The sequence below is a fragment of the Pseudomonas sp. 05T35 genome, assembly GCF_056396605.1.
In genome coordinates this window covers 1-23,429 of sequence record NZ_JBFTLU010000028.1, presented here as the reverse complement: position 1 = coordinate 23,429, position 23,429 = coordinate 1, and the positions used below count along the sequence as shown (strand labels likewise).

19 protein-coding genes, 2 tRNA genes and 2 pseudogenes are annotated in these 23,429 nt (G+C 58.9%); 16 read left to right on the top strand and 7 right to left on the bottom strand.

The features are described from left to right. Window positions 1–203 precede the first annotated feature (203 nt). From AC1DH9_RS04120 to AC1DH9_RS04105, 4 genes and pseudogenes are all read left to right on the top strand, one after another. Complete coding sequence (locus tag AC1DH9_RS04120; RefSeq protein WP_427544435.1) at window positions 204–518, top strand: MGMT family protein; 315 nt, start codon at window positions 204–206, stop codon at window positions 516–518. A 43-nt stretch (window positions 519–561) separates the two neighbouring features. Beyond that, entirely contained in the window at window positions 562–2,124 is a 1,563-nt protein-coding gene (locus tag AC1DH9_RS04115) for an AmpG family muropeptide MFS transporter (protein WP_427544349.1), read from the top strand. Window positions 2,125–2,249: 125 nt separating this feature from the next. Beyond that, window positions 2,250–3,723: pseudogene (locus AC1DH9_RS04110) on the top strand (proline--tRNA ligase). Between the two features lie 17 nt (window positions 3,724–3,740). Further along, window positions 3,741–4,694: a hypothetical protein gene (locus AC1DH9_RS04105; RefSeq protein ID WP_427544352.1), complete on the top strand. Its 954-nt coding sequence runs from the start codon at window positions 3,741–3,743 to the stop codon at window positions 4,692–4,694. A 155-nt stretch (window positions 4,695–4,849) separates the two neighbouring features. On the opposite strand, the pseudogene dinB reads toward AC1DH9_RS04105, so the two are convergent. After that, window positions 4,850–5,676, bottom strand: a pseudogene (dinB, locus tag AC1DH9_RS04100) (DNA polymerase IV). Between the two features lie 299 nt (window positions 5,677–5,975). On the opposite strand from dinB, the gene AC1DH9_RS04095 reads away from it, so the two are divergent. The 4 genes from AC1DH9_RS04095 to AC1DH9_RS04080 all read left to right on the top strand — a co-directional run bounded on the left by AC1DH9_RS04095 (window position 5,976) and on the right by AC1DH9_RS04080 (window position 10,567). Next, window positions 5,976–6,052: transfer RNA gene (locus AC1DH9_RS04095), tRNA-Met, on the top strand. Between the two features lie 222 nt (window positions 6,053–6,274). Further along, window positions 6,275–6,351: transfer RNA gene (locus AC1DH9_RS04090), tRNA-Met, on the top strand. Between the two features lie 278 nt (window positions 6,352–6,629). Beyond that, window positions 6,630–9,272, top strand: a complete 2,643-nt coding sequence (gene mprF, locus AC1DH9_RS04085) for a bifunctional lysylphosphatidylglycerol flippase/synthetase MprF (protein ID WP_477807831.1) — start codon at window positions 6,630–6,632, stop codon at window positions 9,270–9,272. After that, the gene (locus AC1DH9_RS04080) at window positions 9,272–10,567 is read left to right on the top strand and encodes a virulence factor family protein (RefSeq protein ID WP_427544358.1); all 1,296 of its coding nucleotides are present in this window, start codon (window positions 9,272–9,274) and stop codon (window positions 10,565–10,567) included. The genes mprF and AC1DH9_RS04080 overlap by 1 nt, the downstream gene beginning before the upstream one ends. Window positions 10,568–10,846: 279 nt before the next feature. Here AC1DH9_RS04080 and AC1DH9_RS04075 read toward each other — a convergent pair whose 3' ends face one another. Beyond that, window positions 10,847–12,688 carry a potassium transporter Kup gene (locus AC1DH9_RS04075; RefSeq protein WP_427544437.1) on the bottom strand — a complete coding sequence of 614 codons (1,842 nt, stop codon included), beginning with the start codon at window positions 12,686–12,688 and terminating at the stop codon, window positions 10,847–10,849. Between the two features lie 385 nt (window positions 12,689–13,073). On the opposite strand from AC1DH9_RS04075, the gene rimO reads away from it, so the two are divergent. The 5 genes from rimO (at window position 13,074) to tsaA (ending at window position 17,027) form a co-directional block, all read left to right on the top strand. Next, window positions 13,074–14,408: a 30S ribosomal protein S12 methylthiotransferase RimO gene (gene rimO / locus AC1DH9_RS04070; RefSeq protein ID WP_477807830.1), complete on the top strand. Its 1,335-nt coding sequence runs from the start codon at window positions 13,074–13,076 to the stop codon at window positions 14,406–14,408. 115 nt (window positions 14,409–14,523) lie between these two features. Next, window positions 14,524–14,997 (top strand): GNAT family N-acetyltransferase, encoded by a 474-nt coding sequence (locus tag AC1DH9_RS04065; RefSeq protein WP_427533568.1) that lies wholly within the window; start codon window positions 14,524–14,526, stop codon window positions 14,995–14,997. 83 nt (window positions 14,998–15,080) lie between these two features. After that, a complete protein-coding gene (locus AC1DH9_RS04060; protein ID WP_427544361.1) occupies window positions 15,081–15,791 on the top strand; it encodes an rRNA pseudouridine synthase in 711 nt (236 codons plus the stop codon). Window positions 15,792–15,858: 67 nt separating this feature from the next. After that, window positions 15,859–16,326, top strand: coding sequence for a YehS family protein (locus AC1DH9_RS04055; protein ID WP_019692130.1), 468 nt, complete (start codon window positions 15,859–15,861; stop codon window positions 16,324–16,326). A gap of 2 nt (window positions 16,327–16,328) precedes the next feature. Beyond that, on the top strand, window positions 16,329–17,027 hold the full coding sequence (tsaA, locus tag AC1DH9_RS04050; protein WP_429539275.1) for a tRNA (N6-threonylcarbamoyladenosine(37)-N6)-methyltransferase TrmO: 699 nt from the start codon (window positions 16,329–16,331) through the stop codon (window positions 17,025–17,027). A gap of 170 nt (window positions 17,028–17,197) precedes the next feature. Here the strand turns inward: tsaA and fpr are convergent, their stop codons facing one another. Beyond that, complete coding sequence (gene fpr / locus AC1DH9_RS04045) at window positions 17,198–17,977, bottom strand: ferredoxin-NADP reductase (RefSeq protein ID WP_003189055.1); 780 nt, start codon at window positions 17,975–17,977, stop codon at window positions 17,198–17,200. Window positions 17,978–18,113: 136 nt separating this feature from the next. On the opposite strand from fpr, the gene AC1DH9_RS04040 reads away from it, so the two are divergent. Further along, a complete protein-coding gene (locus AC1DH9_RS04040) occupies window positions 18,114–19,040 on the top strand; it encodes a LysR family transcriptional regulator (RefSeq protein ID WP_427533565.1) in 927 nt (308 codons plus the stop codon). On the opposite strand, the gene AC1DH9_RS04035 is transcribed toward AC1DH9_RS04040, so the two are convergent. The 3 genes from AC1DH9_RS04035 to AC1DH9_RS04025 form a co-directional block, all read right to left on the bottom strand. Then, a complete protein-coding gene (locus AC1DH9_RS04035; protein WP_427533563.1) occupies window positions 19,037–19,399 on the bottom strand; it encodes a diacylglycerol kinase in 363 nt (120 codons plus the stop codon). The two genes, AC1DH9_RS04040 and AC1DH9_RS04035, sit on opposite strands and share 4 nt — an antisense overlap. Window positions 19,400–19,474: 75 nt before the next feature. After that, window positions 19,475–20,125, bottom strand: coding sequence for a response regulator transcription factor ErdR (gene erdR, locus AC1DH9_RS04030; RefSeq protein ID WP_427544566.1), 651 nt, complete (start codon window positions 20,123–20,125; stop codon window positions 19,475–19,477). 225 nt (window positions 20,126–20,350) lie between these two features. Then, the gene (locus AC1DH9_RS04025; RefSeq protein ID WP_427544569.1) at window positions 20,351–21,109 is read right to left on the bottom strand and encodes a tRNA-uridine aminocarboxypropyltransferase; all 759 of its coding nucleotides are present in this window, start codon (window positions 21,107–21,109) and stop codon (window positions 20,351–20,353) included. Between the two features lie 190 nt (window positions 21,110–21,299). Here AC1DH9_RS04025 and AC1DH9_RS04020 point away from each other — a divergent pair, with 190 nt between their 5' ends. Further along, complete coding sequence (locus tag AC1DH9_RS04020) at window positions 21,300–21,725, top strand: PA3611 family quorum-sensing-regulated virulence factor (RefSeq protein ID WP_427544629.1); 426 nt, start codon at window positions 21,300–21,302, stop codon at window positions 21,723–21,725. 8 nt (window positions 21,726–21,733) lie between these two features. Here the strand turns inward: AC1DH9_RS04020 and AC1DH9_RS04015 are convergent, their stop codons facing one another. Continuing rightward, the gene (locus AC1DH9_RS04015; protein WP_054595969.1) at window positions 21,734–21,928 is read right to left on the bottom strand and encodes a hypothetical protein; all 195 of its coding nucleotides are present in this window, start codon (window positions 21,926–21,928) and stop codon (window positions 21,734–21,736) included. A 504-nt stretch (window positions 21,929–22,432) separates the two neighbouring features. Here AC1DH9_RS04015 and AC1DH9_RS04010 point away from each other — a divergent pair. Continuing rightward, on the top strand, window positions 22,433–23,429 hold a 997-nt coding region (locus AC1DH9_RS04010), incomplete at its 3' end, for an LOG family protein (protein WP_477807829.1).

Here is a 23,429-nt window from a genome sequence, read left to right as displayed (position 1 = left end):
TTATCTAACTTGTCCTGATTTAGTAAAAGGCCCCGCCCTCAAAAGCGGGGCTTTTTTGTGCCTGTCTGTTTTTACCGGCCACACCCGATTTGGCGAGATTTTCATTCACTCACGGAAGACTTACTCTGGAAGCAGCCTCAACACCCTCATCAGGAAGCGGCAACGTGACTAACCCCAACCATGAAACCGAGACCCCGGCGCAAATGCGCCGAGCCACGCTCTACCTGACCCTGGCCCAGGTTCCGGAAGGCAAAGTGGTGAGTTACGGCCAGCTCGCCGAACTGGCAGGCTTGGGGCGAGCCGCGCGCTGGGTAGGACGCACATTGAGTCAGTTACCCGGTGACACCAAGCTGCCCTGGCATCGTGTATTGGCTGCCGGCGGTCGCCTCAGCTTGCCAGCGGGAAGCCCCTCCGGCGACGAACAGCGGGCACGCTTGCGCATGGAAGGTGTCAGTATCCTGAACAATCGTGTTGATATTCAGCGTCATGGCTGGCGTCCGGTAGAGCACAGCGGTTAGAGTGCGCGCTTTGTTTTCGCAATTTTGAGGCAGACTCCAGCCCATGCCCCGTAAAACCTGGCGCGCCGCGCTCGCTGCTTATGCCAGCCCCTCGACGCTCGTACTGCTGCTACTGGGTTTCGCCGCCGGCCTACCCTACATGCTGGTGTTCTCAACGCTATCCGTCTGGCTGCGTGAGGCCGGCGTGGCCCGTGAAACGATTGGTTATGCCAGCCTGATCGGGCTGGCGTATGCGTTTAAATGGGTATGGTCGCCACTTCTCGACCAGTGGCGCCTGCCATTGCTCGGCAAACTCGGTCGACGACGCTCCTGGCTGGTCCTGGCGCAAATACTGCTGGTCCTCGGYCTGATCGGCATGGGCTTCTGCGACCCGCAAAAACACCTGTCCTGGCTGATTGCGATTGCCGTTCTGGTCGCTTTCGCCTCGGCCACCCAGGACATTGCCGTCGATGCCTATCGCCTGGAAATTGTCGACGACACGCGCCAGGCTGCACTGGCTGCCAGCTATATGTCCGGCTATCGGGTCGCGGCCCTCCTGGCGACAGCCGGCGCACTGTTCATTGCCGAAGGCTTCGGTTCCACCGGGTTCAATTACAAACACTCGGCCTGGACCGGCACCTACGCGCTGTTCGGCCTGCTGATGATCCCGGCGCTAGTCACCAGCCTGCTCATGCGCGAGCCTCCCGTGCCGCTGCGTACCCAACTGTCCGCCGGCCGCTACAGCTTTGTGCACCAACTGGCATCGGTATTCGTACTCATCGTTTTGCTGGTGTCCGTGCCCGCGATGTTTACCCAGCTCTACAACACTGACTTTGCCAGCGTCATCACCGGCGCCATGAGCCCACTGGACCTGCTGCTGGAAGATCGGGCATTTCTACGAGCGCTGCTCTACATCATCCTGACCAGCCTGTGCCTCTCCACCATGGGCCGCCGCGGCCTGGCCCCGGTGCTGACGCCCGTCAACGACTTCGTTGTCCGCTACCGCTGGCAGGCCTTTCTGCTGCTGGGCCTGATCGCCACCTATCGAATGTCCGACACCGTGATGGGCGTAATGGCCAACGTGTTCTACATCGACCTGGGCTTCACCAAGGATCAGATCGCCGGCGTCAGCAAGATCTTCGGTCTGATCATGACCCTGATAGGCGCCGGCATGGGTGGCCTGCTGATCGTGCGTTTCGGCATCCTGCCGATTCTGTTCATCGGCGGATTCGCATCAGCCGCTACCAACCTGTTGTTTGTGATGCTCGCCGACATGGGTGCCAACCTGGAGATGCTGATCGTCACCATCTCCCTCGATAACTTCAGCTCGGGCATGGCCACCTCGGCCTTCGTCGCCTACCTGTCGAGCCTGACCAACCTGAAGTTTTCCGCGACCCAGTACGCCCTGCTCAGCTCGATCATGCTCCTGCTGCCGCGCCTGATCGGCGGCTACTCCGGAGTCATGGTGGAGAAATACGGCTATCACAACTTCTTCATCATCACGACCCTGCTTGGCGTACCGACCCTGCTGCTGATCGCCCTGCACTGGTTCCAGGAAAACCGCCGCGAAGGTCCGACACCAACGCCCGAGCCTGCCCAGACCACCACCGCCGTCGAAGAATCATAGCCCCTTGAGTGCGGAGTTTTCTCCGCACTCAAGCCACACCGCCGGCCGCAATCCTGTACGCCAGCAAATCTCGCCCGTACAATGCTTCGTCACTTCCAGTCTTCAGCAACCGACAACGGCCTACCATGCGCACCAGTCAATATTTGCTCGCCACACAGAAAGAAACGCCTTCCGATGCGGTCGTCGTCAGCCATCAGTTGATGCTGCGCGCCGGCATGATCCGCAAACTCGCCTCCGGCCTCTACACCTGGCTGCCGATGGGCTTGCGAGTGATGCGCAAGGTCGAAGCCGTCCAAATTCCGTGACGAAATCCGCCCACGCTTCGGCTTGATGCGCGGTCGCGAATTCATCATGAAGGACGCCTACTCCTTCCACGCTGACCAGGCATCGCTGCAAGTCACTTACGACCGCATGCACCAGGCGTACTGCAACGTGTTCACCCGTCTGGGCCTGAAATTCCGCCCTGTAGAAGCCGACAACGGCTCCATTGGCGGCGCCGGCTCCCACGAGTTCCACGTTCTGGCCGAATCCGGCGAAGACGACATCGTCTTCAGCAACGGTTCCGACTACGCAGCGAACATCGAGAAAGCCGAAGCCGTGCCACGGGAAACCTCGCGCGCCGCACCGACTGAAGAACTGCGACTGGTCGACACCCCGAACGCCAAGACCATTGCGCAACTGGTCGAAGGCTTCAACCTGCCAATCGAAAAAACCATCAAGACCCTGGTGGTTCACGCTGAAGAGAAAGGCAAGCTGATTGCCCTGATCATCCGTGGCGACCACGAACTGAACGAAATCAAGGCCGCCAACCAGCCTGGCGTCGCCAGCCCGCTGGTCATGGCCTCCGAAGCCGAACTGCGTGACGCCATTGGCGCCGGCGCCGGCTCCCTTGGCCCGCTGAACCTGCCACTGCCAATCATCATCGACCGTTCCGTCGAGCTGATGAGCGACTTCGGCATCGGTGCCAACATCGACGACAAACACTACTTCGGCGTGAACTGGGAGCGCGATCTGCCAGTACCGACCGTTGCCGACCTGCGTAACGTCGTGTCCGGCGACCCTAGCCCAGACGGCAAAGGCACTCTGGAAATCAAGCGCGGCATTGAAGTCGGGCACATCTTCCAGCTGGGCAACAAGTACAGCAAAGCAATGAAGTGCGAAGTGCTCGGCGAGAACGGCAAGCCGGTCACCCTGGAAATGGGTTGCTATGGCATCGGCGTGTCCCGCGTGGTGGCTGCGGCCATCGAGCAGAACAATGACGAGAAAGGCATCATCTGGAGCGACGCCCTTGCGCCCTTCCAGATCGCCCTGGTGCCTCTGCGCTACGAAACCGAGCAGGTTCGCGAAGCGACCGACAAGCTGTACGCGGAACTGACCGCTGCCGGCTTCGAAGTACTGCTGGACGATCGCGACAAGAAAACCAGCCCGGGCATCAAGTTTGCGGACATGGAGCTGATCGGCATTCCTCACCGGATCGTGGTCAGTGACCGCGGCCTTGCCGAAGGCAACCTGGAATACAAGAGCCGTACCGAGGCCGAGCCGCAAGCGCTGCCGGTCGCTGACGTGCTGTCGTTCCTTCAGGCTCGTATCCGCCGCTGACACCAGATAGAGAAGTCATGTTCAAGCGAAACACCTTAAACCTCGGTGGTGCCGCCCTGTGCGGCACCCTGTTGCTCAGCGGCTGCGCCAATCAGATGTCACAACGCAGCGAGCACGAGGAACGCATCGAGCGCAAACTGCTCGATCACAGCCTGCAGATCGATGTCGGCGAGCCTAAGGTGCTTGAGCTGCCGCAACGCCGGGTACGGATTCACGAGCAGAAGACCTTCGAAGTCACCGAGTACGATGTCACCCGGCGCTACGATCGCTACACGCCTTACCAACCCTGGCGCAAGGTCTACGAGATTCCGCTGGGCGCGGTCGCTTTGGTGGGCGGTGTCGGCGCGAACATCGCCAACGTGTTCGCCCTCGGCAACCTGCCGGACAGCATGACCAAGGACTGGATCAGCACAGGCATTGCCGGGCTCAACCCGTTCATGAACATACAGTCCCATGGACGCGCACAACAGAACCTGGCCGGTATCGATGAAGTCCAGCGTGATAAGCGTATGGAGTATTCGAGCCTGCCATGGAGCGAGCGCCCGGTAGAGGTCAAGGCCGGCACGCAGACCTTCGAGCTCACCACTGACCGCAACGGCGTGTTGCGCTTGAACCTGCTCGACAGCCCGTTCGCGGAGCAGGACCTCAATCGTATCGGCAAGCTGCAGATTACTGTTGAAGATGCTCAGGACGATGTGCACACCGACTCGTCCCTGACGATCAGCAGCACCTTGCGCAGCAAGTTGCTGGAAGCTCATACGCTGATTTACGACGACCTCGAAGACGACGAAGTGAGCCAGTGGGTGCACCGGGTCAAACGCCTGTCGGAGCTGGGTCTGGAAGAAGAAGCCAGCGAGCTGGAACAAAGCCTGATCGAACTGACCCGCAACGATCCCGAGTTGCAAAGCGAGTTTCTCAAGTCGCTGACCAAGGATGCGGGGCGTTTGGTGGCGGATCCGGGACCGAATTAATAGCGAAAAGCTTCGTCGGAACGCCGCCCGGAACAAGCCCGCTCCCACATTAGACCTGTTGTGAACACACACTATGTGGACACCTCAGACTCATGTGGGAGCGGGCTTGCTCGCGAAAGCGGCCTGACATTCATCGCCGCATCAAAAGCCTGACACTAGCGCTCAAACAGATCCAACTGCTCAAAGCCGCCACGCAGATCCTGCAAGCGCACGCCAATCCCCAACAAACGCACGGGTTTGCCACCCCGATTGAACGCCTGAGTCAGCAATAACTGATAGCTGCCAAGGTCACGCCCTGCCCCGGCCTGCTCCAGTGTCGTTTGGGTAAAATCATGGAACTTCACTTTGACGAACGGCTTGCCCGGCCGGTAGCTGCTATCGATCCGCGTCATACGCCCGTTCAGGGTTTCCAGCAGGTCCGGTAGTTTCTCCAGGCAACTGAGCAGATCCGGCAGATCCACATCGTAGGTATTTTCGACACTCACCGACTGCCGGCGACTGTCGTTCTGCACCTGCCGATCATCGATCCCACGCGCCAGACTCCACGCGCTACACCCGCCGAGACGGTGATATGCAGCTGATTGGAGACCCGGCGCCGAATATCCTGGGCAATTCGCGTGGCACTGCCAGCGAAATGCGTGCTTTCCGACACGTCGAGGTACGCCTCATCCAGCGACAGTGGCTCGATCAGGTCGGTGTAATCGCGAAAAATCGTCTGGATCTCTTTCGACGCTTCTCTATAGGCATCCATGCGCGGCTTGACGATGACAAGGTCCGGGCACAGCTTCAAGGCGTGCCGTGAGGACATGGCCGAGCGCACCCCGTAAGCCCGCGCTTCATAGTTGCACGTCGCGATCACCCCGCGATGATCCGCCGAGCCACCCACTGCCAGCGGCTTGCTCGCCAGAGTCGGGTCGTCACGCATCTCGATGGCGGCATAGAAGCAGTCACAATCGACGTGGATGATTTTGCGCTGCGTCATATAAGGCAGTGTTCAATGAAGGAAAAAGGACTACGGCGAACCGGATCGCCAGTATCTCACTGACAACTGTATATAGCACCAGTGCTTTGATTCTTCTCTACTAGTGGTATGAAACGCCTTCACTGGATTTATTTTCTCAATCGACCCTAACCCACCAATAGAGCTGAAAGCCTTATGCCACAAGCCCTCAAGCCTTGTCAGACCTCCTGTTTGATACGCTAAGCGATTGAACAGGAACAGATTTTTCTCAATTAGCAATTGACAGCCCAGCGATCCTCTGTAGAATGCCGACACACAGACGCGGGATGGAGCAGTCTGGTAGCTCGTCGGGCTCATAACCCGAAGGTCGTCGGTTCAAATCCGGCTCCCGCAACCAAACATCAAAAAAGGCTACTCGAAAGAGTGGCCTTTTTTGTGCGTGTGTGTTTTTCGTCACCCCTCCTTCCCTCTTGTCGCCAGAGCCAGGAAAAAACCCTTTGCGCTTCTTATACTTAACCTGAGCGCAGCAACCGCTTGAAGCTAATTAACGTTAATTTGACCCAGCGGACTATTAACGGTTGACACTCAAGCGATCGCCTGTAGAATGCCGCCACACAGACGCGGGATGGAGCAGTCTGGTAGCTCGTCGGGCTCATAACCCGAAGGTCGTCGGTTCAAATCCGGCTCCCGCAACCAAACATCAAAAAAGGCTGCTCGAAAGAGCGGCCTTTTTTGTATCTGTAGAAAAGTCCTTTCGCAACAATGATCTGGCAATGTTCTACGAACCTTTGGCACCCTTCAGGGTCCACCAGATCAGGCTATGCTGAGTCGCAGGCAAGCCTCTCTACGATTGAATGTGCGTAATCCCCAATGCTCGGTGATACGCGTTAATATTTGTGATTATTTTTTTCTACAGGGATTGGTAACTTGGCTGGATACCCCCATCCTGTCGCGCACAATCCAAGAGGTGATTGATGCGCGCCAACTCGTCTGATTTACAAGACACCGTCACAGCGACACAACCGATCACGGCCACCCGTTTGCACTGGCTGGATCTGGTCAGCAAGTACCGTCAGCCCATTGGCCTGGCGGTCACGCTGCTATTGTTCGCTATCGCGCTGATTGCCTGTCGCCATCTATTAAGCGAGCTGGATCTCTACGCCCTGCACGACTCGATTCTGGAAGTGCCGAAGCCGGCCCTGCTCGGCGCATTGGCTGCAACCATTGCCGGCTTCATCATCTTGCTCGGCTATGAATGGTCAGCCACGCGTTACGCTGGCGTGAACTTGCCGCCGCGCACCATGATTCTGGGTGGCTTCACCGCATTCGCCATCGGTAACGCCATTGGCCTGTCGCTGCTGTCCGGCGGTTCGGTGCGTTACCGCCTGTATGCACGTCACGGGCTCGGGGCGGCGGAAGTCGCCCACATGACGTTGTTTGCCAGTCTGTCATTGGGCTGTGCTTTGCCGCCGCTCGCGGCCCTGGCGACACTCAGCAACCTGCCTGCTGCCTCCATCGCGCTGCATGTGTCGCAGCCCATGCTGGGCGCCATTGCAATTGCCGTGTTGCTGCTCTGTTCGGTATTGGCCATCGGCCTCTACCGCCGCCGCCTGCCAGAACAACCGTATACCGACAACCTGCTGGTTCGCATCGGACGACGCACGCTACGCTTGCCGGGTCGTCGCCTGACCTTCCTGCAATTGGTGATTACCGCACTGGACGTGGCAGCCGCCGCGACCGTGCTGTATCTGCTGCTGCCGGAAGCGCCACCGTTCGGCGCCTTCCTGTTGGTCTATCTGCTGGCCCTGGCCGCTGGCGTGCTCAGCCACGTACCGGGCGGCGTCGGGGTATTCGAAGCGATTCTGCTGGCGGCCTTCGCCGACAAACTCGGCGCTGCGCCACTGGCCGCCGCCCTACTGCTGTATCGCCTGATCTATGTGGTTCTGCCGCTATTGGCGGCTTGCGTCCTGCTGCTGATCAATGAAGCACAGCGCCTGTTCAACACCCGTCAATCGCTGCGCGCCGCCTCGGGCATGGCCGCGCCGGTACTGGCGATCCTGGTGTTCCTGTCTGGCGTGGTGTTGCTGTTCTCCGGTGCGACACCGGAAATCGACACCCGTCTGGAACACATCGGATTCCTGATCCCCCATCGCCTGGTCGACGCCTCGCACTTCGGTGCCAGCCTGATCGGCGTGCTCTGCCTGTTGCTGGCTCAAGGTCTGCGCCGCCGTCTCTCGGCCGCCTGGATGCTGACCACCATCTTGCTGATGATCGGTGCCGTGCTCTCGCTGCTCAAAGGGTTCGACTGGGAAGAAGCCTGCCTGATGATCCTGACCGCCAGCCTGCTGGCGATCTTCCGTCGCTCTTTCTACCGCCCAAGCCGCTTGACCGAAGTGCCGTTCTCGCCGCTGTACCTGGTGGCCAGCCTGTGCGTGTTGGGCGCCTCGATCTGGCTCCTGCTGTTCGCCTATCAGGATGTGCCGTACAGCCATCAATTGTGGTGGCAGTTCACCCTGGATTCCGATGCCCCGCGCGGCCTGCGCTCGTTGCTCGGCGCGGCCGTTCTGCTGGTAGTGGTGTCTCTGACCTGGCTGCTGCGCACCGCGCGCCCGGTGATTCATCAGCCCGACGCCGCAGAACTGGATAAGGCGCTGAAGATCCTGATGGCCTCATCGCAACCGGACGGCGGCCTCGCCCTGACCGGTGACAAGGCGCTACTGTTTCACCCTAACGACGAAGCGTTCTTGATGTATGCGCGTCGTGGCCGCAGTCTGGTGGCCCTGTACGACCCGATCGGCCCGACCCAGCAACGCGCGGAAATGATCTGGCAGTTCCGTGACCTCTGCGACCTTCATCACGCCCGTCCGGTGTTYTATCAGGTACGCGCCGAAAACCTGCCGTACTACATGGACATCGGCCTGACCGCGATCAAGCTGGGCGAAGAAGCGCGGGTTGACCTGCATCGCTTTGATCTCGAGGCCAAGGGCAAAGAGATGAAAGACCTGCGTTACACCTGGAACCGTGGCACCCGCGATGGCCTGTCGCTGGAAATCTACGAACCGGGCCAAGCCCCCATGGAGGAGCTGAAGGTCATTTCCGATGCCTGGCTGACCGGCAAGAACGTTCGCGAAAAAGGCTTCTCTCTCGGCCGTTTCAGCGACGATTACCTCAAGCACTTCCGTATCGCGATCATTCACTTTGAAGGTCGCCCGGTGRCATTCGCCAACCTGCTCGAGACGTATAGCCACGACCTGGCTAGTCTCGACCTGATGCGTGCACACCCGGACGCGCCCAAGCTGACCATGGAGTTCATGATGGTCGGCCTGATTCAACATTATAAAAATCACGGATATGCACGTTTCAGTCTGGGCATGGTGCCGCTGTCGGGTCTGCAACCCCGTCGTGGCGCGCCACTGACCCAACGCCTCGGCTCGATGGTGTTTCGCCGTGGCGAGCAGCTCTATAACTTCCAGGGGCTGCGCCGCTTCAAGGACAAATTCCAGCCTGACTGGGAACCTCGTTACATGGCCGTGCCCGCCGGACTCGATCCGCTGGTGGCACTGGCCGATACCGCCGCCCTGATTGCGGGCGGCTTGACTGGATTGGTGAAACGCTGATGATTCAACGCTCCTGGCGGTATGTATTGGCCACTCTGGTGGTGCTGGCTGTGATCCTCGGTGGCGGTTACTGGTACTGGAATCGCCCGGCACCCGAGCCCACCCTCGAACTGCTGACGCCCGTTGATGGCCCGGCAATGACCCGTGTCATTCCCGGCACCACGCCGCGCGCCCAGGTGGTCGTCGCGGTGAACGAAGATCAGAAGCTCAGCGACAAGCAACTGATGACCCTGAGCCGTGGCGGTGCCGCGCAAATCGTTCAGGTGGTCCTGCCCACGGACTGCACGCAGCAAGGTAATGCCCTGCAGGCCGCCTTCCAGCAGCTCAAGGGCCCAGCGACCCTGGTCAGCGGTATCGGCCCTGGCGCCATCCTGGCCTGGCGCTGGCTGGCCGAGCAGAAGGACGACAAGTCCCAGGCCGTTTCAGTAGACCTGGCGCTGGAAAAACCCGGCTGTACACAACAGCTGCCAAAAAGCGCAGCCCACGGTCACTGGCTGGTCGCATGGAACGATAACCCGGACGACACCAGCGCCGGCTTCGTGCGCGATCAACCCAATGCCGAAACCAGCATCAGCGACTACGACATCAACCTGCCGCAAGTCCTCAACAACGAACTGCGCAAGCTCCTCGTCGGTGCTGACAAGGGCAACGGCGGCCTGAACATTCCAGTGGTCGAAGTGCCTGCCGGCCAAGCCAAGGACACCGTCACCCTGTTCCTTTCCGGTGACGGCGGCTGGCGTGACCTGGACCGTGACGTAGCCGGTGAAATGGCGAAGATCGGTTACCCGGTGGTCGGCATCGACACCTTGCGCTACTACTGGCAGCACAAGAGCCCTGAGCAAAGCGCCATTGACCTTACCGAACTGATGCAGCACTACCGTCAGAAGTGGGGCACCAAACGCTTCATCCTGACGGGCTACTCGTTCGGTGCCGACGTCTTGCCGGCGATCTACAACCGCATGCCGGAAAGCGAACAGCAACGGGTCGACGCAATCATCCTGCTGGCCTTTGCCCGTACTGGCAGCTTCGAAATCCAGGTCGAAGGCTGGCTCGGCAATGCCGGCAAAGAGGCCGACACCGGCCCGGAAATGGCCAAGCTGCCAGCCGACAAGGTGCTGTGCATCTACGGCGCAGAAGAAATCGCCGAGAGTGGCTGCACCGACAAGACCGCTGTGGGTGAAGCCTTGAAGCTGCCGGGCGGCCACCACTTCGACGAGAACTACCCGGCCCTGGCCAAACGTCTGGTCAATGCGATCGAGAAACGTCAGAACAAGGACAAGGTCGCAGAACAGTGACCTGAGCCGAGCTCAACAAAAAGCCCCCRCTGCCGCAAGGYAACGGGGGCTTTTTCATGCCACGCTCGGCTCGACCGGACGGCACAGTTCACCTGTGGGAGCGAGCCTGCTCGCGATAGCATCACCTCGGATTGCCTGACACATCKAGGCGCCTGCATCGCGAGCAAGCGGAACGCCGCCCGGCTGCTCTCACACTGGATATCCATTGCCTTGGGGTTATGCATTCACCCAAAGAAAAGCCCCCGTTACCAAACTGGCAACGGGGGCTTTTTGTGAGGCTTACATTTCTACCTGTGTACCCAGCTCAATCACCCGGTTCACCGGCAACTTGAAGAACCGCAAGTTGCCGTTGGCGTTTTTCAGCATGAAGGCGAACAACGCCTCACGCCAGCGAGCCATGCCGACGAGCTTGGAGGTGATGACCGTTTCCCGGCTGAGGAAGTACGTCGTGCGCATCGGGCTGAAGTCCAGTTCATCGAGATGGCACAGTTTCAGCGCTTGCGGCACATCCGGTTCGTCCGTAAAGCCGAAGTGCAGGATCACCCGGTAGAAGCCCTCACCGTAGGAGTCGACCTCAAACCGCCGCTGCGTCGGTACCCGCGGAATGTCCTCGTAAACCACTGTCAGCAACACCACCTGCTCATGCAGCACCTGGTTGTGCAGCAAGTTGTGCAACAACGCATGGGGCACCGCATCCGGCCGCGCGGTCAGGAACACCGCCGTACCCTGGACCCGGTGAGGTGGTTGCACGCGAATACTGCTGATGAAAATCGGCAATGGCAGACCGCCCTCATCCAGTCGATCCACCAGCAGCTCTTTACCGCGCTTCCAGGTGGTCATGAGGATAAACAGCACAATCCCCGCCAATACCGGGAAAGCACCGCCCTGCACGATTTTAGGCACGTTGGCAGCGAAGTACAGCCCGTCCACCAGCAGGAAGCCGACCAGGATCGGCACTGTCAGGACAGGTGACCATTTCCACAACAGCAGCATGACCGCCGCCACCAGAATACTGGTGATCAACATGGTCCCGGTGACCGCCACACCGTAAGCCGAGGCCAGAGCGTTGGACGACCCGAAACCCAGCACCAGCAAAATAACGCCGACCATCAGCGTCCAGTTCACCGCGCCGATGTAGATCTGGCCTTGCTCGGCACTCGAGGTGTGCTGAATGTACATGCGTGGGATGTAGCCGAGCTGAATCGCCTGACGGGTCAGGGAGAACGCACCGGAAATCACCGCCTGGGAAGCGATCACTGTTGCCAGTGTCGACAGCACGACCAATGGAATCAATGCCCAGCCCGGTGCCAGCAGATAGAACGGGTTACGCGCGGCGTCCGGGTTCTCCAGCAGCAAGGCGCCCTGACCAAAGTAGTTGAGCACCAGCGCCGGCAGCACCAACGCGAACCAGGCACGGGCAATCGGTTTGCGACCGAAGTGACCCATATCAGCGTAGAGCGCTTCAGCACCGGTCAGCGCCAGCACCACAGCACCGAGAATCGCGATGCCTATGCCAGGGTGAACCTCGAAGAAACGTACGCCCCAGATCGGGTTCAGCGCTTGCAGCACTTCCGGATGCCGGGAGATACCCAGTACACCCAGTACACCCAGCACCAGGAACCACGACACCATCACCGGACCGAACAACTTGCCGATGCGATCAGTGCCGTGTTTCTGGATCAGGAACAACCCCACCAGCACGATCAGCGACAACGGCACGACCCAGCGTTCGAGGCCCTCGAATGCCAGCTCCAGACCTTCCACCGCCGACAATACGGAGATCGCCGGGGTGATCATGCTGTCGCCGTAGAACAACGCAGCGCCGATCAGACCGAGGATTACCAGCACCGATTGCAGCCGCGGATACGATGCCGAGGCTCGCCGCGCCAACGCGGTCAGGGCCATGATCCCGCCTTCGCCCTGGTTGTCGGCACGCAGAATGAACAACACGTACTTGATCGAGACGACCCAGATCAGCGACCAGAAAATCAGCGCCAGAATCCCGAATACTCCGTCATGGTTGGCTTGCACCCCATAGCCGCCGGTAAACACCTCTTTGAGGGTATAGAGCGGGCTGGTACCGATATCGCCATAAACCACCCCGACCGCCGCCACCAACATTCCCAAGGGCTTTGCTGCCCCGGAATGCGCTGAGCCTACTGCCTGACTACTTGCCTGACCCATCAACCACTCCTGCCACCAAGACCGGGGCTTCATGTAAAAAGCACGACACGAACACGCGCCTGAGCTTTGCCAATCTGCGCAGACTGCCGTGCAGCATGCGCTGTTTTACTTATTGATACAGGCGATTTATTGACTTAAAAAATACGCCTGGGTGTAACGGCGCGAAGCATAGCGCAGCACTCGTCGTATTTCCCTCCATAAAGCTGGTCAACTGCGCTGACCACCGCTAGAATTGCGCACTTTTTGATCAGAGGCGCGTCAAGCGCCCGTCTGTCGCCTTGCCGTTGTCGGCTGGAGGCGTCACAAAACACCGAGGTTAGACATGTCCACCACAACGCCGGCCAACCCTAAAGTTGGTTTCGTATCCCTGGGTTGCCCGAAAGCACTGGTCGACTCCGAGCGCATCCTTACCCAACTGCGCATGGAAGGCTATGACGTCGTGTCGACCTATCAGGACGCCGATGTCGTGGTGGTCAACACCTGCGGCTTCATCGACTCGGCCAAGGCCGAATCCCTTGAAGTGATCGGCGAAGCCATCAAGGAAAACGGCAAGGTCATCGTCACCGGCTGCATGGGTGTCGAAGAAGGCAACATCCGCAACGTACACCCGAGCGTGCTGGCCGTCACCGGTCCGCAGCAGTACGAGCAAGTGGTCAACGCCGTGCACGACGTCGTGCCACCGCGCCAGGATCACAACCTGCTGATCGACCTGGTGCCGCCGCAAGGCATCAAGCTGACGCCGCGTCACTACGCCTACCTGAAGATTTCCGAAGGCTGCAACCACAGCTGCAGCTTCTGCATCATCCCGTCGATGCGCGGCAAACTGGTCAGCCGCCCGGTGGGCGATGTGCTCGATGAAGCCCAGCGCCTGGTCAAATCCGGTGTCAAAGAGCTGCTGGTGATTTCCCAGGACACCAGCGCCTACGGCGTTGACGTCAAGTACCGCACCGGTTTCTGGAATGGCGCGCCGGTGAAAACCCGCATGACCGAACTCTGCGAAGCGCTCAGCACCCTCGGTGTCTGGGTTCGCCTGCACTACGTTTACCCGTACCCGCACGTCGATGAGCTGATCCCGCTGATGGCCGCCGGGAAAATCCTGCCGTACCTGGACATCCCCTTCCAGCACGCCAGCCCGAAAGTGCTCAAGGCGATGAAACGCCCGGCGTTCGAAGACAAGACCCTGGCGCGCATCAAGAACTGGCGCGAGATCTGTCCGGACCTGATCATCCGTTCGACCTTCATCGTCGGCTTCCCCGGCGAAACCGAAGAAGACTTCCAGTACCTGCTGAACTGGCTGACCGAAGCCCAGCTCGACCGCGTCGGCTGCTTCCAGTACTCGCCGGTTGAAGGCGCACCGGCCAACGATCTGGATCTGGAGATCGTTCCGGACGAGGTCAAGCAAGACCGCTGGGATCGCTTCATGGCGCACCAGCAGGCCATCAGCTCGGCGCGCCTGCAAATGCGCATCGGCCGTGAAATCGAAGTGCTGGTCGATGAAGTCGACGAGCAAGGCGCCGTCGGCCGTTGCTTCTTCGACGCCCCGGAAATCGACGGCAACGTATTCATCGACAACGGCAGCAACCTCAAGCCGGGCGACAAGGTCTGGTGCAAAGTGACCGACGCCGACGAATACGACTTGTGGGCTGAACAGATCTAAACGCAAAAAATATGAAAAGCCCCGCTCTCTTCACGAGATGCGGGGCTTTTTTACGTCTATCGTATTGTTCAGCAAGAGGATTCAACCTCACTCACGGCACAAGAGGCAGGCGGGCATGCGCCATCATTCGGTCATCCACACACCAAAACACAGCGACTATGAAGAACTGACCCGGGTCTGGGAGGCGTCGGTCCGCGCCACGCATGACTTTTTACCGGACAGTTACATCGAGCTGCTGAAAAACCTGGTGCTTACCCGCTATCTGGATGCCGTCATGCTGATCTGCACCCGCGACCGACACCAGCACATCACCGGGTTCGCCGGCGTTGCGGCAGGCAAGATCGAAATGCTCTTCATCGCCCCCGAACACCGTGGCGAGGGTCTGGGCAAACAGCTGCTGCACTACGCCATGGAACACCTGAACGCCGATGAACTGGACGTCAACGAACAAAACCCGCAAGCCTTGGGGTTTTATTTCAAACAGGGTTTCGAAGTCATCGGACGCTCGGAGGTCGATGGTATGGGCCAGCCTTATCCTCTGTTGCACATGCGTTTGAAGCAGGCCAATCAACAGGCCCGGCGCGGCTAAAAGCCACACAAGGCAAATGGACCCGCGATTAACCGGCGCGAGGCAGGTACAATGCCTCCCCCCTTTTGTTACGGCTCCCTGTCATGACTGACCCGATTCGTCTCTCCAAACGCCTCATCGAGCTCGTCGGCTGCTCCCGTCGGGAGGCTGAGCTGTTCATTGAGGGCGGCTGGGTCACCGTGGACGGCGAAGTCATCGATGAGCCGCAGTTCAAGGTCGACACCCAGAAAGTCGAACTCGACCCCGAAGCCAAGGCCACCGCACCGGAACCCGTGACCATCCTGCTGCACGCGCCAGCGGGCATGGACGCCGAGACCGCCCTGCAACTGATCGGCCCCGAGACCCTGAGCGAAGAACACCGCTTCAGCAAACGTCCGCTCAAGGGCCACTTCCAGCGCCTGACCGCCAGCGCCGACCTGCAGGCCAACGCCAGCGGGCTGTTGGTGTTCACCCAGGACTGGAAGATCCTGCGCAAACTCACCGCCGATGCCAGCAAGATCGAGCAAGAGTATGTGGTCGAGGTCGAAGGTGACATGGTCGCTCACGGGCTCAACCGCCTGACCCACGGCCTGTCGTACAAAGGCAAGGAACTGCCGGCGGTCAAAGCCAGCTGGCAGAACGAAAATCGCCTGCGCTTCGCGATGAAAAACCCGCAACCGGGGATCATCGCCCTGCTCTGCCAGGCTGTCGGCCTCAAGGTCGTCGCCATCCGCCGCATCCGTATCGGCGGTGTTTCCATCGGCAAAGTGCCGGTGGGCCAATGGCGCTATCTGTCTGCCAAAGAGAAGTTCTAAGGCGGCCACACATTTCGGCGTCACCGTTAACGGCAACGCCCACAGCTGAATGATCAGGACTGCACACATGATTCATAACGACGTACTGCGCAGCGTGCGCTACATGCTCGACATCAGTGACAAAAAAGTCATCGAGATCATCAAGCTCGGCGGCATGGATGTCACCCTGCCCGACCTCGTGACGTACCTCGACAAGAAAGAAGAAGACGAAGAAGGCTTCGTACGTTGCCCGGACGAGGTCATGGCGCATTTCCTCGATGGCCTGGTGTTCTTCAAGCGTGGCAAGGACGAAAGCCGTCCACCGCAGCCGATCGAGCTGCCAGTCACCAACAACATCATCCTGAAGAAGCTGCGCGTAGCCTTCGAACTGAAAGAAGACGACATGCACGCCATCCTCAAGGCCGCCGAATTCCCGGTCTCCAAGCCTGAGCTGAGCGCACTGTTTCGCAAGTTCGGCCACACCAACTACCGCCCATGCGGCGACCAGTTGCTGCGCAATTTCCTCAAGGGCCTGACCCTGCGCGTTCGCGGCTGACCATGAGCTACAGCGTTTCCCCGATCGGCTTCGTGCGCTCCTGCTTCAAGGAGAAGTTCGCCATTCCGCGTCAGCCGCAACTGGCGCCGGCCGCTCGCGGCATTCTGGAATTGGTGGCACCGTTCGATCAGGGTGATGCGGTGCAAGGCCTGGAGCAGGTCAGCCATGTCTGGCTACTGTTCCTGTTCCATCAGGCGCTGGAAGACAAGCCGCGACTCAAAGTCCGCCCACCGCGCCTGGGCGGTAACAAGTCCATGGGCGTGTTTGCCACGCGCGCGACCCATCGACCCAATGGCATCGGTCAGTCGGTGGTCAAGCTGGACAAGGTTGAAGCCAATCGCCTGTGGATCTCCGGCATTGACCTGCTGGACGGTACGCCGATTCTCGACATCAAACCCTACGTGCCTTACGCCGATATCATCCCGGGCGCGTCCAACAAGATCGCCAGCGCTGCGCCGCAGTTGATTCCGGTGCAGTGGGCAGATTCAGCCTTGCAACAGGCGCATACGCACGCTCAGCGCCTTGAAGAGCCGTTGGTCGAGCTGATCGAGCAATGCCTGGCGCAAGACCCGCGCCCGGCCTACCAGACACCCGCCCCCGAACGCGAATACGGCGCACAGTTCTGGGACCTGGACGTACGCTGGCATTACCCGCAAGCCGGGCTGATCCGCGTCCTCGAAGTCATCCCAGCGAAAACCTGAACCCCGGAAACGCAAAAGCCCGCGCTGCCTTCTCAGGCAACGCGGGCTTTTGGGTACACAAATCCAATGTGGGAGCGAGCCTGCTCGCGATAGCGGTTTGACATTCTGCATCTGTGTTGGCTGTCAGTCCGTCATCGCGAGCAGGCTCGCTCCCACATTTTCAGTGCTGCTTACTTCTCGACGAACGCACGCTCGATCAGGTAGTCACCCGGCTCACGCATACGCGGCGAAACTTTCAGGCCGAAGCTGTTCAGTACTTCGCTGGTTTCGTCGAGCATGCTCGGGCTGCCGCAGAGCATGGCGCGGTCGTCTTCAGGATTGATCGGCGGCAGGCCGATGTCGCTGAACAGCTTGCCGCTGCGCATCAGGTCGGTCAGACGACCTTCGTTTTCGAATGGCTCGCGGGTCACGGTCGGGTAGTAGATCAACTTGTCACGCAGGGCCTCGCCGAAGAACTCGTTCTGCGGCAGGTGCTCGGTGATGAACTCGCGGTAAGCGACTTCGTTGACGTAACGTACGCCGTGGCACAGGATCACTTTTTCGAAACGCTCGTAGGTTTCCGGATCCTGGATGACGCTCATGAATGGCGCCAGACCGGTGCCGGTGCTGAGCAGGTACAGATGTTTACCAGGCTTCAAATCGTCCAGCACCAGGGTGCCGGTCGGTTTTTTGCTGATGATGATCTCGTCGCCTTCCTTCAGATGTTGCAACTGGGAAGTCAGCGGACCATCGGGAACCTTGATGCTGAAGAACTCGAGATGCTCTTCCCAGTTCGGGCTGGCAATCGAGTAAGCGCGCATAAGCGGGCGGCCGTTGGGTTGTTGCAGGCCGATCATCACGAACTGGCCGTTCTCGAAGCGCAGGCCCGGATCGCGKGTGCACTTGAAGCTGAACAGAGTGTCGTTCCAGTGGTGAACACTGAGGACACGCTCGTGGTTCATGTTGCTCATGTACGGGGGACTCCTGGAGATTTTGTCTGCGCAWGCTCTGCGCCAAGAGAGCAGTGCGCAATTGCATCGCATTCTAATGGCAGCGACAATATCTGTTAACTGGATTATTAAGATAAGGGTTATCGGTTATATAGATATGCGATTTACTCTCCGTCAACTTCAAGTCTTCGTCGCCGTCGCTCAGCAAGAGAGTGTGTCTCGTGCTGCGGGTCTGCTCAACCTTTCACAGTCAGCGGCCAGCACCTCGATCACCGAACTCGAGCGCCAATCCAGCTGCCAATTGTTCGACCGCGCCGGCAAGCGGCTGAGCCTCAACGCCATGGGCAAACAACTGTTACCGCAGGCAGTGGCCTTGCTCGACCAGGCCAAGGAAATCGAAGACCTGCTCAACGGCAAGTCCGGTTTCGGCTCGCTGGCGGTCGGCGCCACCCTCACCATCGGCAACTACCTGGCGACGTTGCTGATTGGCAGCTTCATGCAGCGTCATCCGGAAAGCCAAGTGAAGCTGCATGTGCAGAATACTGCCAACATCGTGCAACAAGTCGCTCACTATGAAATTGATCTGGGTCTAATCGAAGGCGACTGCAGCCACCCGGACATCGAGGTACAAAGCTGGGTCGAGGATGAGCTGGTGGTGTTTTGCGCCCCGCAACATCCGCTGGCAACCCGTGGCCAGGCCAGCATGGAGGAGCTGACGCACGAGGCGTGGATCCTTCGCGAGCAGGGCTCCGGCACGCGCCTGACCTTTGACCAGGCCATGCGTCATCACCAAAGTGCCTTGAATATCCGGCTTGAACTGGAACACACCGAAGCGATCAAGCGCGCAGTGGAATCCGGCTTGGGGATTGGCTGTATTTCGCGACTGGCGCTACGCGATGCGTTCCGCCGTGGCAGTCTGGTGGCGGTTGAAACACCGGACCTGGATCTCGCGCGGCAGTTTTATTTCATCTGGCACAAACAGAAATATCAGACGTCGGCCATGCGCGAGTTTCTTGAACTGTGCCGCGCTTTCACCGCCGGGGTTCAGCGCAGCGACGAGATCGTTTTACCGACGATTGCTTAAAGCAGAATCACTGCCCACACCATGACGATCATGCTCAGGGCCACCAACTGAGCAGCGCTGCCCATGTCCTTGGCATTTTTCGACAACGGGTGCCGATCGAGGGAAATCCGGTCAATGGCTGCTTCCACGGCCGAATTGAGCAACTCGACAATCAGCGCCAGCATGCACACAGCGATCAGCAAGGCACGCTCGACGTGGCTGACGTTCAGCACAAACGCCAACGGAATCAGGATGACATTGAGCAGCACCAGTTGACGAAAAGCGGCTTCGCCGGTGAAGGCTGCACGCAGGCCGTCGAGGGAATAACCACCTGCATTGAGAATGCGCTTGAGACCGGTTTGACCTTTGAAAGGCGACATAAAGTAGGCAACTGAACCAGAAGAAGTAGAAAAGCCAGATCAACAAAGGTTGAAAAAGCGTGAATGAAAGCGCCGTTAGTGGCTCGAAGTCGACTCGAGTTGTTGCAACAACAACGCCGCCTGAGTCCGGGTACGCACACCCAGCTTGCGGAAGATCGCCGTCACGTGCGCCTTGATCGTCGCCTCCGACACACTCAACTCGTAGGCAATCTGCTTGTTCAGCAGACCTTCGCAGACCATGGTCAATACACGGAACTGCTGTGGCGTCAGACTGGCCAAGCCTTCGCTGGCGGCCTTGGCCTCATCCGAAACGCTGACCGCTTCAAATGCCTGCGGCGGCCAGAAGACATCGCCATCCAGCACAGAGCGCACCGCTTGCTGAATCACTTCCAGTGAACTGGATTTTGGAATGAAACCGCTGGCCCCGAACTCACGGGAACGCACCATGATCGAAGCTTCTTCCTGAGCCGAAACCATCACCACCGGGATCTGCGGGTATTGACCGCGCAACAGCACCAGCCCGGAGAATCCGTACGCACCTGGCATGTTCAGGTCCAGCAGCACCAGATCCCAGTCAGCCTTTTCGGTCAGGCGGGCTTCCAGCTCGGCAATGCTTGCCACTTCCACCAGACGAACCTCGGGACCAAGGCCCAGGGTCACGGCCTGGCGCAGCGCGCTACGAAAGAGAGGGTGGTCATCGGCAATCAGGATTTCGTATGTGGCCATTTTTCAGATGATCCTGTTTTTATGGCAGACCTGATGCATTCAGGCCTCGCCAAGGCAACTCGAGGTACCGCCAGACAGCGGTACCAACAGGGCACGTTCAACGCCAAGAACCCATAAAACCGGCGTTTCAATCTTCGGCCGCACCCTAATCGGCGCCAAGGATGCCCAGCGAAGCCTGGGTGGTCAAGCCGCAAACCCGTGGTTACCTGTCAGTATGGGCGACTCTCAGGACATGATCGGCGCTGTGTGTTCAACGAAAGGCAGCAATTCTGTATGGGCCGGGGTCGAGACATTCATTTCCAGCTGATGCTTGGCATCGAGGTAATGCTGGCTGAACACATCGAAATAGGCATCCAGTGCCGAGGCAGCGTCTACATCCCCCGCCAGATCCAGGCACAACGCGGCCACTTCCGCGGTGCACAGGTGTTCGCTTCGGGTAGACCTTCGCAGGCGGTATCGCGAGAGCTTTTCGGGGAGCAGGCTCAGAATCGGAAACCGGTCGAAATACGGGCTTTTCCGAAAGATCTTTCTCGCCTCGGTCCAGGTTGCATCCAGCAGGATGAACAGCGGGCGCTTCTCGCTGGTAGCGTCGACCGTATGAGTCACACGTTCCGGGGCAACGTATTCGCCGGGGAAAACCAGATAAGGCTGCCATTGCGGGTCGGACAAAAGCTTGATCAGCTGTGGGTCGACGTCGGTACGCGACCAGATGAAGGCAAAGTTATCCCTGACCACGTCAGCGATCAGCCAGCCGGTGTTGCTCGGTTTGAACACTTCCTTCCTGGTCATGATCAGGCAAACACCGGCCCGTGATTCGACCTGGGGGCGCCAGTTACACAGGCAATGGCTCTCGATCACCCGGCACGTATGGCAACGGGGCGCCCGTGAACCGCGGGCCAGAAAAGGCTTGGTACTCTCCTCTTCTCGCTCATCGCGCAGACGGGCTACGGCGTTCGTGGCAAAACGTGGGGCTGCATTGCTCATCGCAGGCAGCACCGGCAGGGAAGGGATATCGACACAAATAACACTCGGCAAGGCAGGAAGTCGCAGCAGTTTACCAGAGCAACTCGCCCAAGCCTGTACCGCCTACCCCCCGCTCGCCTATAATCCGCCGCCACTGAACGCACCGCCATGTGGCTGGTCGAAGCACCAGTCACTGAACCAGGAGAGTTTCATGCTGCGCCTTATCGTCCCCACCGCTGCCCTTCTGCTGGCCCTGCCCTTCAGCGCTCAAGCAGCCTCCCTGAATGACTTGAATCTGGGCAAGATGCTGGAAAAGGTTGCTGCGGAAAGTAACGTCGGCCTGCCTCGAGAAATCAATGAAAACCTTCTCGACCAAGGTTATACGGTTGATGGCAAACAGCTGATCGACCACATCAGCGTGCAATCCGCTTATGCCGACGAAATGCGTGCCAACCCGAAAGTGGTTTATCTGCAACTGGGCGCCAGCGTTTGCCGCAATGCAAACTACCGCAAGCTGATGGCCAAGGGCGCGATCATGCGTTACGACTTTTCGGAAAACAAAACCAATCGCCCTGTAGGCTCGGCCAGCTACCAGGAATCGGATTGCCCTGCGCAAACGGCACAAAAGAAAAAGTAATCACTTAATCAGTGTGAACCTGCGCGTCGCTGCTCATCATCGGCGCGCAGCTCTGCCACCAGCGCCTGCAAATAAGGCGAGCGCCACTCTTGGCCCTCCAGGCGCCGCCGACATTCCTCTTCAAGGCTCACGTGATTGCGCGCGGCCGCTGACTGCAGCAATCGATACAGTTGCGCATCGACCTCCAGAATCACCAGGCTCATAGCCTGCCTCCTTGCACTTGATCGCCAATCATTGCGCGATGATCCCCTACAGCTCCTGAAGCCTTGCGCCTTGCCCTGGACGCAATGCTGTCGTGTTGTGTCTGTAACTGAGTAAATCAGAGCCTTGGCCGTCCGACACAGGTTCTGACGAGCGGTGACAGTCGGTTGTGAACTCGCAATAAGTAATTGCCAGCGAAGACTTTCGAGGACCATGATCAAGTCAGCGCAACTCACTACAAGCGTCTAGATTCAATGTATTGGTGTTTAATGTCCGGGGCAGAGAAGGGGCTGCCCATTCAGAGTCCTGTCGTGCGAACGTTTTTTTCATCCAAGGGATAAGCAGAACCCGTCTGGATGGCTCGACCACCACTTCAATGCTTCATGGTCAGGTCGAGTCGGGTGTAGTGCCCAGCCCTCTTGCGGGCTGAGAGCGACACAAGCGGTGTCGCGGCTCAGGCGAATTTCTCGTTCGAGCCGAAGGTTCTGTGTAGAAGGAGAAGTTGAATGCCTTACCAACCGAATGAGCTTCTGGTGCGTCATTTTCAGAGCATCGGCATCGATCTCACCAGCAAGATCGAAGAGCAACTCAACCTGGTTTCACCCAATAGCCCGAATATTCCGATTTATCGCGACATGATGTTGACGGTCTTGCGCATGGCGCAAGAAGATCACAATCGCTGGAACGCCAAGATCACCCAGCAAACCCTGCGCGAACTTGAGCATGCCTTCCGTGTGCTGGAGCAGTTCAAGGGGCGGCGCAAAGTGACCGTTTTCGGCTCGGCACGTACGCCGGTTGAACATCCGCTGTACGCCCTGGCCCGGGAACTGGGTGCAAAACTCGCCCAATCGAACCTGATGGTCATCACCGGTGCCGGCGGCGGCATCATGGCCGCTGCCCATGAAGGCGCAGGTCGGGATAACAGCCTTGGATTCAATATCACCCTGCCCTTTGAGCAGCAAGCGAATCCAACCGTAGGCGGCACTGCCAACCTGTTGCCGTTTCACTTTTTCTTTACCCGCAAACTGTTTTTCGTCAAAGAGGCCGACGCACTGGTGCTCTGCCCGGGCGGCTTCGGCACCCTGGACGAAGCCCTGGAAGTACTGACCCTGATCCAGACCGGCAAAAGCCCGCTGGTTCCCGTGGTGTTGCTGGATGCTCCTGGTGGCACGTTCTGGGAAAGTGCGCTGGACTTCATCCGCAATCAACTGGAGGCCAACCGTTACATCCTGTCGAACGACCTGAAGCTGATTCGTCTGGTGTATACCGTCGATGACGCTGTGGCGGAAATCAATCAGTTCTACAGCAACTTCCACTCCAGCCGCTGGCTGAAACATCAGTTCGTGATCCGCATGCATCACAAACTCAACGACCAGGCGCTCGAACATATACAGGAGGCTTTTGCCGACCTGTGCCTGAGCGATCACTTTCATCAACATACTTACTATACAGGAGGCTTTTGCCGACCTGTGCCTGAGCGATCACTTTCATCAACATACTTAC

Bases quoted from the DNA above. Each gene is read 5' to 3' on its own strand.
- AC1DH9_RS04060 (WP_427544361.1), top strand. From the start codon at position 15,081: ATGACTGACCCGATTCGTCTCTCCAAACGCCTCATCGAGCTCGTCGGC.
- AC1DH9_RS04065 (WP_427533568.1), top strand. From the start codon at position 14,524: ATGCGCCATCATTCGGTCATCCACACACCAAAACACAGCGACTATGAA.
- AC1DH9_RS04080 (WP_427544358.1), top strand. From the start codon at position 9,272: ATGATTCAACGCTCCTGGCGGTATGTATTGGCCACTCTGGTGGTGCTG.
- AC1DH9_RS04015 (WP_054595969.1), bottom strand. From the start codon at position 21,928: ATGAGCCTGGTGATTCTGGAGGTCGATGCGCAACTGTATCGATTGCTG.
- rimO (WP_477807830.1), top strand. From the start codon at position 13,074: ATGTCCACCACAACGCCGGCCAACCCTAAAGTTGGTTTCGTATCCCTG.
- AC1DH9_RS04055 (WP_019692130.1), top strand. From the start codon at position 15,859: ATGATTCATAACGACGTACTGCGCAGCGTGCGCTACATGCTCGACATC.
- AC1DH9_RS04020 (WP_427544629.1), top strand. From the start codon at position 21,300: ATGCTGCGCCTTATCGTCCCCACCGCTGCCCTTCTGCTGGCCCTGCCC.
- AC1DH9_RS04075 (WP_427544437.1), bottom strand. From the start codon at position 12,688: ATGTTGGTGGCGGCGGTCGGGGTGGTTTATGGCGATATCGGTACCAGC.
- erdR (WP_427544566.1), bottom strand. From the start codon at position 20,125: ATGGCCACATACGAAATCCTGATTGCCGATGACCACCCTCTCTTTCGT.
- AC1DH9_RS04105 (WP_427544352.1), top strand. From the start codon at position 3,741: ATGTTCAAGCGAAACACCTTAAACCTCGGTGGTGCCGCCCTGTGCGGC.
- AC1DH9_RS04025 (WP_427544569.1), bottom strand. From the start codon at position 21,109: ATGAGCAATGCAGCCCCACGTTTTGCCACGAACGCCGTAGCCCGTCTG.
- AC1DH9_RS04120 (WP_427544435.1), top strand. From the start codon at position 204: ATGCGCCGAGCCACGCTCTACCTGACCCTGGCCCAGGTTCCGGAAGGC.
- tsaA (WP_429539275.1), top strand. From the start codon at position 16,329: ATGAGCTACAGCGTTTCCCCGATCGGCTTCGTGCGCTCCTGCTTCAAG.
- AC1DH9_RS04040 (WP_427533565.1), top strand. From the start codon at position 18,114: ATGCGATTTACTCTCCGTCAACTTCAAGTCTTCGTCGCCGTCGCTCAG.
- AC1DH9_RS04035 (WP_427533563.1), bottom strand. From the start codon at position 19,399: ATGTCGCCTTTCAAAGGTCAAACCGGTCTCAAGCGCATTCTCAATGCA.